Source organism: Bosea sp. F3-2 (assembly GCF_008253865.1).
Taxonomy (GTDB): domain Bacteria; phylum Pseudomonadota; class Alphaproteobacteria; order Rhizobiales; family Beijerinckiaceae; genus Allobosea.
The window spans coordinates 1,532,087-1,544,199 of the sequence record NZ_CP042331.1 but is presented as its reverse complement, the minus strand read 5'-3'; the positions used below and the strand labels follow the sequence as shown (position 1 = coordinate 1,544,199).

Here is a 12,113-nt window from a genome sequence, read left to right as displayed (position 1 = left end):
TCTATAGCAGCCCCCTCTGCTTGATGGTCAGGTAGCGGTTGACGAGATCGACGGCCAGCCCGCGTGGCGGGATCTCCAGGCAGTGCACGCCCATGCGCGCCAGCCGCTCCAGCACGATGGCGCGCTCGCGCTGCAGGTCGCGGGCGACGACGGCCTCGGCGACGGGGCGGAAACTGCCGGGATCGGCATCGACGACGTTTGCCAGTAGCGGGTCGCTGAGCGTGACGAAGATCACGGCGTGGCGATTGGCCATGCGCTGCAGGCCTTCCAGCAACAGCTCGGCGGTGGTGGTGTCGATGAACTCGGTGAACAGGATCACGAGGGCCCGCCGTTTGAGCCGGGCGTTGAGCTCGGCGAGCCCGAGCGTGAAATTGGTTTCGTCGGCCCGATAGGCGAGCTCGCCCGAGGCGTTCTGAAGCCGGGCGAAGGCGCTGCGGCCGCGCGAGGGCTGCAGGTATTGCCGGATCCGCGCGTCGAAGGCGAAGCTGCCGACATGGTCGCCGCTGCGCAGTGCGACCCAGCCCAGCAGCAGCCCGGCGTGGATCGCGTGGTCGAGCCGGGGCAGCCCGGCGATCGGCTCGGCCATCAGGTAGCCGGTGTCGAAGGCGAGGATGATCTGGTGATTGCGCTCGACCTGGAATTCCTTCGACAGCAGCTTCAGATGCTTGGCGGAGTGCTTCCAGTCGATGAAGCGGTTGTCGAGCCCCTGCACATGGTCGCGCAGCGCCTCGAATTCGGTGCCTTCGCCCTTCTGGCGCTGCACCTTGATCCCGTCGATGGCGTCGCGGCTGAAGAACTGGATGGCGGATGAGGCGATGCCGCGGATGTCGGGCACGACGTCGATCGTGAAAGCTAGTGGCCGGCGCTGGCTCCGGCCGGCGAGGCCGAGCGGCCCGCGCCAGCGCAGCCAGAGCGCCTCGATCACGATTCGGCCGCGGCGCAGCGGCTTCAGCGGCAGCATCGCCGAGGCGCTGGCGCCGGGAGCAACGACCAGCCGGACCGGATCCGGCGGGGTGGCATCGCCGCTCTGCTCGGGCAGGGCCTCTATCGTCACCGGCCGAGAGGCACCGTCGATGGCGGCACCGATGGTCAATCGCCCTTCGCTGCCGATGAAGAGCCGGGACGGCGCATCGACGGAGAGCTTCAGCCGCGATGGCCGAATGCAGAGCAGGGCGTCGACCCCGATCAGCGCCAGCACGAACAGGCCGAGGTCGAAAGCGATCGGCCAAAGCGCCGGGTCGTGCACGAGCAGTGCGACGGCGGCCGGCCCGGTCGCAGCGAAGGTCAGCACGGCACGCAGCGTCGGCCTGATCATCGCGGGGCGGCGACCTGGTCGATGAGCTCGGCGATGATCTTGTCGCTGTCCTGCCCGTCGATCTCGGCATTGGGCGAGAGGACGATCCGGTGTCGCAGCAAGGGCAGGGCGATACCCTTGACGTCGTCGGGAATGACGAAGTCGCGCCCCTGCGTCACGGCGCGGGCCCGGCTGGCCGAGGCCAGCATCGTGGCGGCGCGGGGCGAGGCGCCGGTCTCGATCGCCGGATGGCTGCGGGTCGCGCGGACGAGATCGACGATATAGCCGACCAGCGGCTCGCCGAGATTGATCCCGCCGACGAGGCCGCGCGCGGCGAGCAGGTCGGCTTCGGAAACGACCGGCGACAATCCGAATTCGACGAGCTTCGGCATCGCGGCGCGGTGCCCATGGCGCGCGACGATGGCGTATTCCTCCTCGCGGCTCGGATAGGTCAGGTCGATCTTGAACAGGAAGCGGTCGAGCTGGGCCTCGGGCAGGGGGTAGGTGCCCTGCTGCTCGATCGGGTTCTGCGTCGCGACCACCATGAAGGCCTCGCCCAGCGGATGGGTGACGCCGTCGATGGTGACGTTGCGCTCGTTCATGGCCTGGAGCAGGGCGGCCTGCGTCTTGGGTGGGGTGCGGTTGATCTCGTCGGCGAGCAGGATGTCGGTGAAGATCGGCCCGCGGGTCAGGTTGAAGCTGCTCGATCGGAAGTCGAAGAGATTGGTGCCGATCAGGTCGCCGGGCATCATGTCGGGCGTGAACTGCATCCGCCCGAAACGCAGCGACAGGCCGGCGGCGAAGGATTGCGCCAACAACGTCTTCGCCGTGCCCGGAACGCCTTCGAGCAGGACATGCCCGCCGCAGAGCAGGCTGACGAGCATCAGCTCGACGACCTCATCCTGGCCGACGACGGCTTTGCGGATCTCGCCCCTGATGCCTTCAGTGATCGTCGAGACGTCGCGAAATTCCATGCGGCAGATCCTTGCGCCAGCGGTAGAGGGCCTGCGCTGCGGTCAGCAGCGCGGTCAGGTTGCGGGATTCGGCCGCTGTCATGCGTTCCAGCGCTTCGAGCGGCTTCGTGTCGATGCCGCGGGCGCTCGCCGCCTGAGTGAGCCAGGCCACCAGTGCGGGATCGTCCAGGCGCTGCGGCGCGCGCAGGGCTTTCCCGGCATCGTGGAGCATCATCGTGATGTAGCGGCGCAGGATCGCGGCCTGGTGCCCGGCATGGTCGAGCAGGGAGGCGGCATTGTCGATCAGCGCATAGCGGCCGGCCTCGAGCCGGCGCGGCATGGCTTGCGGCGCGCCGAAGCGCCCCATCGCGGCCCAGAGCAGCAGAGCGACCGCAGCCAGAATTTGGACGAGGGCGAGATTGAGCGGGAACTCGTGGAGGAACTTCAGGAGATTGGGCGGCGCGCGTCGAAAGCCGTGGATCGTCTCGTCGAAGACCTGCGTGCCGTTGCGGCCAGCCAGAAGCGTCGCGATCACGTCCCGCGCGAAGGCGGCGTTCTCGCCCTTTCCGATCCCGTGGTTCTCGATCGGATCGGGATCGGCCAAGACCCAGATGCGGCGGTTGCCCTGTCGCAGCTCGCCGAGCAGGATGCCTTCGGGAGTGGCGATCAGCGGGGTCAGTTTGGAGTCCTTGATGAGCTGGACTTCACCCCGGATCGTCGGGTCGGCGGCCGCGATCGTCTTCTGATACGTGGTCGGCGGGGCGGCCCGTGTGATGGTGCCGCCGTTCACCGCCGCGCTCAGAATGGCCTGCGCCTGCAGAGGCGGGGCGGCTTCGGCCGATTCGATCCAGCCGTTTCGGCGCTCGTCCCGGCGCACGTTCCATTTCGGTAGGACGAGGAGGATCTTGCCGGCGGTCTGAAGCTTGTTGCGATCCTCCTCGCCGGCGAGGCTGCCCGCCGGCTCGGCGAGGATGAGCACACCGTTCTGTCCGAGCATGGCGAGTGGCTGATGCTCGGCGCCGACCGTCTTGTGGCCGAGTTCCCGCAGCAGCTCATGGAAGGCGAGATGGCCGACCGCGGAGCGGGAATAGCTGTTGGCTCCGAAGATGGCTCCCGTCTGGCTGCGGCCTCCGGCGCCGGTCAGCAGCAGCGAGGCGGCGAACAAGGCGCAGAGCGCCGCGCCGAGCGCAGCCAGGACCCGCGGTTGGAAGGTGACGCTCCCCATCATGCCGGGCTCGCCGCCAGCGAGCGCTTCAGCGCCTCGAACTCCTCTCGGCATCCGAGATAAGCCTCCCGATCGGCAGGCCGCCCGCCGAAATAGGTTTGCTCGACCGATTGAACGATGGCGCGGAGTGCGCTGCCACCTGCCTGAGGCAGTGACACGCGGTGCAGGATCTCGCGGCTCGTCAGCGAGGCCGCGAAGCTGGTGCCGAGGCGCAGCCGGATTTCGGCGAGGCCCTTGAGCAGCAGCACATGCATGGCCTCGCCATATTGCCCCTGGCCGGCGAGTTCGTCTGCCTCCAGGCGGGCCTCGTCCATCCGGCTCGATGGATCGGGCGCGTGAGTCTCTGCCTCGCGCGCCGTGATCCGGCGGGACCGGCTGAACACAGGCAGGCTGTCGCGCAACGACCAGATCGTGACGGCGACACCGAGAATGACGGCGCCCCAGAGCAGGATGCGAAGGGTGTCCGCCGAAAGGTTGAACTTCAACCAGTCAAGCCAGCCCGGCATTTTCGCGACCGCGCCAGGCATCTCCGCCTGTATGCCGAGCCGGCTAATGCTCCGCTCGACGATGTCCTGGGCGGACTCTGCGGCCCACGCAGCACAGCACGAGGCCATCGGGCATATTGCCGTGATCAGATAACCCCAGCGCTTCACAGCCTCGAATCCGCATGCAGCCGCATCCGACTATGGAGAAAACGGCCGCTACATCAAAGCAAAACTGCCTCCTGAATCTTCCGGAGATCGGGCCTCCATTGTCGGCTTTTCCACTGAAGCATTCCCCAGAGTGTCTGGTGCGAGACAGGAGACGGCGCTGGTCCCGAATGCCCCCTGAAGGGATATTGACTTTAAGCTCCGGATTTCTAGCATTCCCGCCAGCGGGAGAGATCGTTCCGACCTCAGGGTCGGAACGGCGCCGACGGAGCAACCGCCCCGGAAACTCTCAGGCAAAAGTACCGCTGCGATGATTGAACTCTGAAAAGCAGGGCAGCAGCCCTGCGCCGATGGTGAAAATCGCTGCCCAATGACTGGGCGTGATGAAGCTCTCAGGCCAATGACAGAGGGGGTGCCAGAGACCCGCATTGCGCGGGCAGGAGCACCTATGAACATATCCGACATTTCACGCGTCGCCGTCATCGGAGCGGGCATTACCGGCATCACGACTGCCTACAACCTTGCCCGGCGCGGCTGCGAGGTCACGGTCTTCGACCGCCAGCCCTATGCCGCGATGGAAACCTCCTTTGCCAATGGCGGCCAGCTCTCGGCCTCGAATGCCGAAGTCTGGAACAGCTGGGCCACGGTGCTGAAAGGCATCAAGTGGATGTTCACGCCGGGCGCCCCGCTCCTCGTCAATCCCAGGCCGTCCTGGCACAAGCTGTCCTGGATGGGTGAGTTCGTCGCTTCGATCCCGAAATACGAGCAGAACACGCTGACGACCGCGCGGCTCGCGATCGAGGCCCGCGCGCATCTCATGCAGATGGCGCGCGACGAAGGCATCGCGTTCGATTGCGAGGAACGCGGCATTCTCCACTTCTACCACAGCAAGGCGGAGTTCGAGGCCGCAGCGAAGGTTTCGACGCTACTTGCCAGAGGAGGCCTCGAGCGCCGGGCCGTGACGATGGAGGAGATCCGGGCGATCGAGCCTGCGTTGAAGGGCGAGTTCTATGGCGGCTTCTACACCCCCTCGGACTTCACCGGCGACATTCATAAGTTCACCGTCGGGCTCGCGCGCGCCTGCGAGCGGCGGGGCGTGACGATGCGCCTGTCGAGTGAGGTTCGGTCGATTCAGCACGACGCAGGAGACGGTATCCGGGTAAGCTGGCAGCCGACGGAAGGCGAAGGGCAGGCCGGCCTGCAGGTCGACCGGTTTGACCGCATCGTGGTCTGCGGCGGCGTCATGTCCCGCCAGCTCGCCTCGCGGCTCGGCGACCGCGTCAACGTCTATCCCGTGAAGGGATACTCAATCACGGTTCATCTTCCCGAGGCGTCCGATCAGGAGGCGGCGCCCTGGACGAGCCTGCTCGACGACAGCGCGAAGATCGTCACCAGCCGGCTGGGGTCAACGCGTTTCCGTGTGGCCGGAACGGCCGAGTTCAACGGCTACAACAAGGATATCCGGGCGGCCCGAATCGAGCCCCTCGTCCAGTGGTGTCGCAAGCACTTTCCCGGCATGAGCACGCGGCAGGCCGTTCCCTGGGCCGGTCTGCGGCCGATGATGCCCGACATGCTGCCGCGGGTCATGCGGGGTCGCGATCCGCGGGTGTTCTACAACACCGGGCACGGACATCTCGGCTGGACCTTGTCGGCAGCGACGGCCGACGCTGTTGGTGCGCTTGTGACCGCGCGGCCGAACGCTGCCTGAACGAGGAGGCCGAGGATCGGGCGGGCTGCCGGCGCTCCTGCGCTCGGGAAACCCGCCCGGATCGTCTTGACGGAGCCGATCCAGCCATCACAGGCAAAAACCGAGATTTCCTTCGGGGGCGACGATCCCGAAGGAACCTCGGCTTGGAAAACGGGAGTTGGGCGCAGGCCGTCAGGAGGCCGTTGAATTCGTGAGCTGGGCGCCCCGAAGATGCGAGGTCATATCGAGGGCGTCTCCGACGGCCGCAAACCAGCCGGCGCTCTCCAGTTGCAGGCGGACGCGATAGTTGAGGCCGCCCGGTGTCTCATGTTCCTGAATCAGCTGGTCCAGGCGCTCGAGATCGGTCAGCGCGCTTGTCGTCGCGAGGCCCGAAGAAGCGAGCGCACATAGGTGACGGCCGCCGAACGATCCACGCCGCGTTCGACGACCCAGTCGATCAGCGCCGATTGCAGGGCGAAATAGGGCGACATGAACGCGCTGCACGGCCAGATGGCGGCGAGGGAAGCTTCGTCCGCCACGTCTACGATATCGCCCAGGCCATCGAACAGCGCGCGTGCTCGCGCCACGCTCGGACACAGCACGATCGGTCCTTCGCTGCGTTCGATTGCCGGGATTGGCAGGACCCGCGCCACCTCGGCGGGCGCGCAGCGCTCCCTGACCTCGGCGATCGACATGCCAGCGAGGCACGACAGGACGAGTTGATCGGGGCGGAAACGCAAATCGCGCACCGCTTCTTCGAATTGCGGAGGGCGCACCGTCAGGAAGATCACGTCGCTCGCCGCAACGACAGCCGCATTCGACCGTGCCGGTGAATCTTGGGGTCCGCAGCCGCCAGTTCCGAGGAGAGCTTTTCCGAGCGCGGCGAGAGCTGGATCTCCAGCTCCGGCCAACGCTTGCGGAGACCCAGGATCATGGCTTTCGCAAGCGTGCCGACCCCAAGAAATCCGATCGAATGTTCTGCCATCCAAGTGTGCTCCAAGAGATCGTTCGTCGCAGAGGCGGAAGCGGATGCCGAAGGCGGAAGGGACCGGCTGCGCCCTTGTTGAAGTTTCGCGCTCCGGAAGAACATGTGATCCTGTCTCAGCTCATTTCGAAGGAGCCGCTGGGCACCTTCGTCCGCGCCGGAGACGATCAATGGTTCCGCATCGTCCGCTGGACTCAGTTCGCCCTGCTCAACGCTGAAGAGTTCGGTGTCACGAAGGAAAACGTCGACCGGATGATCGATTCCAAGGTGCCGGATATCCGCAGGCTGCTCGGAAGCGAAGGCAACTTCGGGGAAGGCCTCGGACTTTCGAAGGACTGGGTCGTGCGTATCGTCAGGGCGGTGGGCAACTATGGCGAGTCGTTCGAGCGCCACCTCGGCAGCGGCAGTCTGCTGAAGCTCTCGCGCGGGCCCAACAACCTCTGGACGAAGGGTGGGCTTCAATATGCGCCTCCGATCAGATGAGATGGGTTCACCCTGGGGAGGAGCTTCTCCGCGCCTCCCGACACTTCTGCGGCATTCAATGATCAGCGATATGGACGCATCCTTGCAGCACGACGTTGGAATCTCCCTCCTTCCCGGCCTGGCCTCAGGGCCGATCGTCGTGATGAAGGAGCCGCTGAGTTTCTGGGGCGGCGTCGATCCGGCTACGGGAACGGTGATCGACGTGCACCATCCCTCGCACGGCACCTCGCTCGCCGGCGCGGTCGTGCTGATGCCGAGCAGCCGCGGCTCCTGCTCGGGCTCAGGAGTGCTGCTGGAGCTCGCGCTCTCGGGGCGTAGTCCCGCCGCGCTGATCTTCGCTGGCCCCGAGGATACGCTGACGCTCGGCGCCATCGTCGCCGCGGAAATGTTCGGACGCCGCATTCCGGTCATTCGCCTGCCGGAAGCGGCGTTCACTGCTCTCTCTTCCGCAGCCGAGGCGAAGATCGCGCCAGACGCTGTCTCGGCTGATGGTGGGCGGGTGCATATCCCGCTTTCTGCGGCTGCACATGGCGACCTGCAGCTTTCCGCCAGCGATCGCCGCTTGCTCGCTGGGGATGAGGGGATCGCAGCGCAGCAGGCCATGCGGATCGTCTGCGCCATGGCCCGCCAGCAGGGCGCCGCCGGGCTTGTCGACGTCACGCGGGCGCATGTCGATGGCTGCATCTATGCCGGTCCGGCCAATCTGATCTTCGCCGAGAAGATGGAGGCGTTGGGCGCCGCCGTTCGCGTCCCGACGACGATGAACGCGATCTCGGTGGATCACGCCAACTGGCGCCGCCAGGGCGTGGCGCCGGCGTTTGGCGAGCCTGCCGCACGCCTGGCCGACGCCTATGTCCGCATGGGCTGCCGGCCGAGCTTCACCTGCGCTCCCTATTCCCTGCCGGAGCCGCCTGGATTCGGGGAAGCGATCGGCTGGTCTGAATCGAATGCCGTGATCTTCGCCAATTCGGTATTGGGAGCCCGGACGGCGAAACACCCCGACTTCCTGGATTTCTGCATCGCAGTCACCGGCCGCGCCCCACTTGCCGGGGCGTTCCTCGACGAAGGCCGGCGCGCGCGTCGTGCGGTTCGTGTGGAGTTGCCGGAAGGAGCGGACAGCTCGGCCTGGCCGTTGATCGGCTATCTCGCGGGCCTTTCCTCGCCGGATCGTATCCCGTTGATCAAGGGGCTCGCGCAGGCGCGGCTGACACGGGACGATCTCAAGGCGCTCTGCGCCGCATTCGGCACGACCTCGGCGGCGGCCATGCTGCATATCGAGGGCATCACGCCGGAAGCGGACAGCCTCGGCGGCAGCCCCGAAGACGAAGTCGTCGTCACGCGCGAGGCTCTTGCAGCCGGCTGGCGCCACCTGAATGACGGACCGGCGGGCATCGATCTCGTCGCGATCGGCAGCCCTCACGCCTCGCTGGACGAGTGCAGGGCCGTCGCGGAGCGGCTCGACGGACATCGCCTTGCAGGCAATCTCTCCGTCATCATCACGACGGGGCGGGAAGTCCTGGCCGCAGCGGAAGCCGAGGGAATGCTGGCAAGGCTTCGAGGGAGCGGCGTCGAGGTCGTTCCCGATCTCTGCTGGTGCTCGATGACGCGCCCGGTCTTTCCGGAGAGGGCGAAGGTGGTCCTCACCAACTCCGGAAAATATGCACATTACGGTCCGGGGCTCTCCAGCTGCAGCGTCAGGCTCGGGACATTCGAGGACTGCATCGAAGCGGCTCTTTCCGGCGTCGCGCCAGCCCGGTTGCCGCACTGGCTTTCCTGAGCCGGCTCCGTGCTGCTTGATACAGACAGTTTGATCCGCGCTTAGAGCATTTTCGAGCGAAGTGGACACCGGTTCGCGTGAAGAAAATGCGATAAAACAAAGGCCTAGAGCGTTTTCCGATCAGGCTGGATCGCAGAAGCCGTCATTGCGAGGAGCGAAGCGACGAAGCAATCCCGGGGCGGCAGAGCTCTACGCCCCCCTGGATTGCTTCGCTTCGCTCGCAATGACGGTTCAGGCCGATCGAAAATCGCTCCACCGTGCCGGCCGTTTGGCGATTGGGCGCTCAGCTGCCCGAACGGCCTGCGATCTGCGGCACGAACATGTCGCTCCACTTGGCCGGCTTCACCTTGATCGAGCCGGCCTTGTGCATGAACTCGGCGAATTTCATCACGCCTTCCGGCGTCGCGGTGAAGCGCGAGTCCTTGTCCTCGATCATCTGCTGCACCTCGGCGGCATCGACCTTCACCTTCGAGCTCTTGGCGAAGATTTCGGCGGCGAGCTTCTTGTCCTTGTCGATCAGCGCGTTGGCGTCGTCCATCGCGTCGATAAAGGCCTGGGTCATTTTCGGGTTGGCATCGACGAACTTCTTCGGCGCGAAGGTGACGTCGAGCGTCAGGTTGCCGAGATAGTCGACCGAGTTGAGCACGCGGTGGATGCCCGGGCTCTTGGCCTCGATGTACTGGAAGGGCGGCGAGGTGAAATGCGCCTTGATCTCGGTCTTGCCGCCGATCAGCGCCGCGAGCGCCTCCGGATGCGGCAGGCTCACCGTCATCGGGTCCATCTTGGCGTAAGCAGCGTCGCCGAACTCCTTGGCTGCGATCATCTGCAGCACGACGGCGGCGAGCGAGGTCTTGATGCCCGGTAGGGCGATCTTGTCCGTCGCGGTGAAGTCCTTGAGCGACTTGAGCTCCGGCTTGTTCGACATCAGCCACAGCGAGGTCGAGCTCATGCCGGAGACGCCGACGACCTCGACGCCCGGGATGCCCTTGGCCTTGGCCCAGAGCGTGACGAAGCCCGGCGCGCCGGTACCGGCGAAGTCGAGCGTGCCGGCCATCATCGCGTCGTTGATGACGTTGCCGCCGTCGAGCATCAGCCAGGTCACCTTGATGTCGCCGAGGCCAGCGGCCTTGGCGCGCTTCTCCAGGAACTGCTGGTCCTGCATCACGATGAGCGGCAGATAGAGGATGCCGAAGCCCTTGGAGATGCGGACCTCGCTGACCTCGGCGCGGGCCGGGGCGGCGAGCGCCGCGCCGAGCGCTACGGCCGTGAAAGCGGCGCGCAGGAAAGTCTTGAATGCCATTGGATGTTTCCCTCCGAGTGACGGCCGTTCGGCCTTTTGGATGTGGGTAGTCAGTGCTGCATGCCCCAGCGGCGGATCGTCTTGCGCTCGATGGTGGCGAAGATGACGTTCTCGACGAAGAGGCCGATCAGGATCACGGTGAACAGGCCGGCAAAGACGTTCGCCGTCTCCAGCTGGTTGCGGTTCTCGAAGATGAACCAGCCGAGGCCGCCGGAGCCCGACGAGACGCCGAAGACGAGTTCGGCCGCGATCAGCGTGCGCCAGGCGAAGGCCCAGCCAACCTTGAGGCCGGTCAGGATCGCCGGGAAGGCGGCCGGGATCAGGATGAGCCGCACCAGCTTCAGCCCGCGCAGGCCGTAGTTCTGCCCGACCATGCGCAGCGTGTTCGAGACCGAGCGGAAGCCGGCATGGGTGTTGAGCGCGATCGCCCAGAGCACGGAATGGACGAGCACGAAGATCACGCTGCCGGTGCCGAGCCCAAACCAGATCAGCGCCAGAGGCAAGAGCGCGATGGCGGGCAGGGGGTTGAACATCGAGGTCAGGGTCTCGAGCAGGTCGGCGCCGATACGCGAGCCGATCGCCAGCGTCGTGAGCAGGGCGGCAAGGCCGATGCCGATGCCATAGCCGATCACCAGCGTCTGCAGCGAGACCAGCATGCGCTGCGGGATGACGCCGTTGACGATGTTGCTGATGAAGGCCTCGACCGTCTGGCCGAAGGTGGGGAACAGCAGCGGATTGCCGAGCCAGCGGCCATAGATCTCCCAGGCGATGGCAAGGGCGGCGAGGATCAATCCCTTGCGCACGAAGCCGAGGCGGTAGACGCGCTCGACGAGGCCGATGGTCTTGGCGACGACGGGGGCGTCGCTGGAGTTGACGTCGCGGATGATTTCCGGGCGGAAGCTGACGAGATCGGTCATGTCGGTCACCTCCGGCTCAGTGATGTGCAAAGAGCATGTCGTTGATGCGGGTTTCGAGCGCGGCCTGCTTGCCGGTGCCCATCTCCTCGGGCGGCACGCTGTTGAGCTCGGCCTTGACCTCGCCGGGGTGCGGCGAGAGCAGCAGGATGCGGGTGCCGATGCGGATGGCTTCCTCGATCGAATGGGTGACGAAGAGCACGGTGAACTTGGTGTCGTCCCAGAGCCGCAGCAATTCGTCCTGCATCTTGCGCCGGGTCAGGGCGTCGAGCGCGGCGAAGGGCTCATCCATCAGCAGAACGTCGGGCTCCATCGCCATGCCGCGGGCGATGGCGACACGCTGCTTCATGCCGCCGGAGAGCATGTGCGGGTAGCTGTCGATGAACTTGGTCAGGCCGACCTTGTCGATATAGGAGCGGGCGCGCTCAGCAGCTTCCGCCTGAGTGGCACGGCCCGAGGCCGTCAGCGCGAAGACGACGTTCTCGCGCACCGTCTTCCAGGGCAGGAGCTGGTCGAATTCCTGAAAGACCATCATCCGGTCCGGTCCGGGGCCGGAAACCTTGCGGCCCTTCAGGCTGATCTCGCCCTCGACGGGCGTCAGGTAGCCGCCGATCGCCTTGAGCAGGGTCGACTTGCCGCAGCCGGAGGGCCCGAGCAGGACGAAGCGGTCGGACGGATAGACGTCGAAGGAGACGCGCCGCGTCGCGGTTACGACCGCGTCGGGCGTCTTGTATTGCAGCGTGACGCCCTCCACCGAGAGGAGCGGAGTCGCGGTTGTGGCGTCGAACGGGGCTAGCATGCACCCTCCCTTGTCTTCGTTTCCCGAGCGCACTTATGGGCGCTTG

The 12,113-nt window shown here is 66.0% G+C and carries 11 protein-coding genes, 1 pseudogene and 1 riboswitch; of the genes and pseudogenes, 3 read left to right on the top strand and 9 right to left on the bottom strand.

Annotated elements, in window-relative coordinates:
• Nucleotide 1 precedes the first annotated feature (1 nt).
• Genes FQV39_RS07120 through FQV39_RS07105 form a run of 4 tightly spaced genes read right to left on the bottom strand, consistent with a single transcriptional unit; the run spans nucleotide 2 to nucleotide 3,978 of the window.
• Nucleotides 2-1,315 (bottom strand): DUF58 domain-containing protein, encoded by a 1,314-nt coding sequence (locus tag FQV39_RS07120; protein WP_149129656.1) that lies wholly within the window; start codon nucleotides 1,313-1,315, stop codon nucleotides 2-4.
• A complete protein-coding gene (locus FQV39_RS07115; protein WP_149129655.1) occupies nucleotides 1,312-2,268 on the bottom strand; it encodes an AAA family ATPase in 957 nt (318 codons plus the stop codon). The genes FQV39_RS07120 and FQV39_RS07115 overlap by 4 nt, the downstream gene beginning before the upstream one ends.
• Nucleotides 2,237-3,475, bottom strand: a complete 1,239-nt coding sequence (locus tag FQV39_RS07110) for a DUF4350 domain-containing protein (protein WP_149129654.1) — start codon at nucleotides 3,473-3,475, stop codon at nucleotides 2,237-2,239. The genes FQV39_RS07115 and FQV39_RS07110 overlap by 32 nt, the downstream gene beginning before the upstream one ends.
• Nucleotides 3,472-3,978, bottom strand: coding sequence for a DUF4129 domain-containing protein (locus FQV39_RS07105; RefSeq protein WP_248313277.1), 507 nt, complete (start codon nucleotides 3,976-3,978; stop codon nucleotides 3,472-3,474). The genes FQV39_RS07110 and FQV39_RS07105 overlap by 4 nt, the downstream gene beginning before the upstream one ends.
• A 359-nt stretch (nucleotides 3,979-4,337) precedes the next feature.
• Nucleotides 4,338-4,437, top strand: a riboswitch (glycine riboswitch).
• Between the two features lie 148 nt (nucleotides 4,438-4,585).
• Between FQV39_RS07105 and FQV39_RS07100 the strand changes: the two genes are divergently transcribed.
• Nucleotides 4,586-5,830 (top strand): D-amino acid dehydrogenase, encoded by a 1,245-nt coding sequence (locus tag FQV39_RS07100; protein WP_149133711.1) that lies wholly within the window; start codon nucleotides 4,586-4,588, stop codon nucleotides 5,828-5,830.
• Nucleotides 5,831-6,174: 344 nt separating this feature from the next.
• On the opposite strand, the gene FQV39_RS33065 is transcribed toward FQV39_RS07100, so the two are convergent.
• Nucleotides 6,175-6,600, bottom strand: coding sequence for a hypothetical protein (locus tag FQV39_RS33065; RefSeq protein ID WP_187640194.1), 426 nt, complete (start codon nucleotides 6,598-6,600; stop codon nucleotides 6,175-6,177).
• Nucleotides 6,597-6,899, bottom strand: a complete 303-nt coding sequence (locus tag FQV39_RS33060) for a hypothetical protein (protein WP_187640193.1) — start codon at nucleotides 6,897-6,899, stop codon at nucleotides 6,597-6,599. Before FQV39_RS33060 ends, FQV39_RS33065 begins: the two co-directional genes overlap by 4 nt.
• Here FQV39_RS33060 and FQV39_RS07090 point away from each other — a divergent pair.
• Together FQV39_RS07090 and lhpI are read left to right on the top strand one after the other, a co-directional pair.
• A pseudogene (locus FQV39_RS07090) lies at nucleotides 6,855-7,277 on the top strand (amino acid ABC transporter substrate-binding protein); the annotation flags it as partial. The gene FQV39_RS33060 and the pseudogene FQV39_RS07090 overlap by 45 nt on opposite strands.
• A gap of 70 nt (nucleotides 7,278-7,347) precedes the next feature.
• A complete protein-coding gene (gene lhpI / locus FQV39_RS07085) occupies nucleotides 7,348-9,054 on the top strand; it encodes a cis-3-hydroxy-L-proline dehydratase (RefSeq protein ID WP_149129650.1) in 1,707 nt (568 codons plus the stop codon).
• Nucleotides 9,055-9,337: 283 nt separating this feature from the next.
• On the opposite strand, the gene FQV39_RS07080 is transcribed toward lhpI, so the two are convergent.
• The 3 genes from FQV39_RS07080 to FQV39_RS07070 are packed head-to-tail and all read right to left on the bottom strand — an operon-like array spanning nucleotide 9,338 to nucleotide 12,067.
• A complete protein-coding gene (locus tag FQV39_RS07080) occupies nucleotides 9,338-10,354 on the bottom strand; it encodes an ABC transporter substrate-binding protein (protein ID WP_149129649.1) in 1,017 nt (338 codons plus the stop codon).
• 50 nt (nucleotides 10,355-10,404) lie between these two features.
• Nucleotides 10,405-11,271 carry an ABC transporter permease gene (locus FQV39_RS07075; protein WP_149129648.1) on the bottom strand — a complete coding sequence of 289 codons (867 nt, stop codon included), beginning with the start codon at nucleotides 11,269-11,271 and terminating at the stop codon, nucleotides 10,405-10,407.
• A gap of 16 nt (nucleotides 11,272-11,287) precedes the next feature.
• Entirely contained in the window at nucleotides 11,288-12,067 is a 780-nt protein-coding gene (locus FQV39_RS07070; protein ID WP_149129647.1) for an ABC transporter ATP-binding protein, read from the bottom strand.
• Nucleotides 12,068-12,113 lie beyond the last annotated feature (46 nt).

Coding starts and splice junctions, on each gene's coding strand:
- FQV39_RS07115 (WP_149129655.1), bottom strand. CDS start 2,268: ATGGAATTTCGCGACGTCTCGACGATCACTGAAGGCATCAGGGGCGAG.
- FQV39_RS07110 (WP_149129654.1), bottom strand. CDS start 3,475: ATGATGGGGAGCGTCACCTTCCAACCGCGGGTCCTGGCTGCGCTCGGC.
- FQV39_RS07120 (WP_149129656.1), bottom strand. CDS start 1,315: ATGATCAGGCCGACGCTGCGTGCCGTGCTGACCTTCGCTGCGACCGGG.
- lhpI (WP_149129650.1), top strand. CDS start 7,348: ATGGACGCATCCTTGCAGCACGACGTTGGAATCTCCCTCCTTCCCGGC.
- FQV39_RS07070 (WP_149129647.1), bottom strand. CDS start 12,067: ATGCTAGCCCCGTTCGACGCCACAACCGCGACTCCGCTCCTCTCGGTG.
- FQV39_RS07080 (WP_149129649.1), bottom strand. CDS start 10,354: ATGGCATTCAAGACTTTCCTGCGCGCCGCTTTCACGGCCGTAGCGCTC.
- FQV39_RS07105 (WP_248313277.1), bottom strand. CDS start 3,978: ATGCCGGGCTGGCTTGACTGGTTGAAGTTCAACCTTTCGGCGGACACC.
- FQV39_RS33060 (WP_187640193.1), bottom strand. CDS start 6,899: ATGTTCTTCCGGAGCGCGAAACTTCAACAAGGGCGCAGCCGGTCCCTT.
- FQV39_RS07075 (WP_149129648.1), bottom strand. CDS start 11,271: ATGACCGATCTCGTCAGCTTCCGCCCGGAAATCATCCGCGACGTCAAC.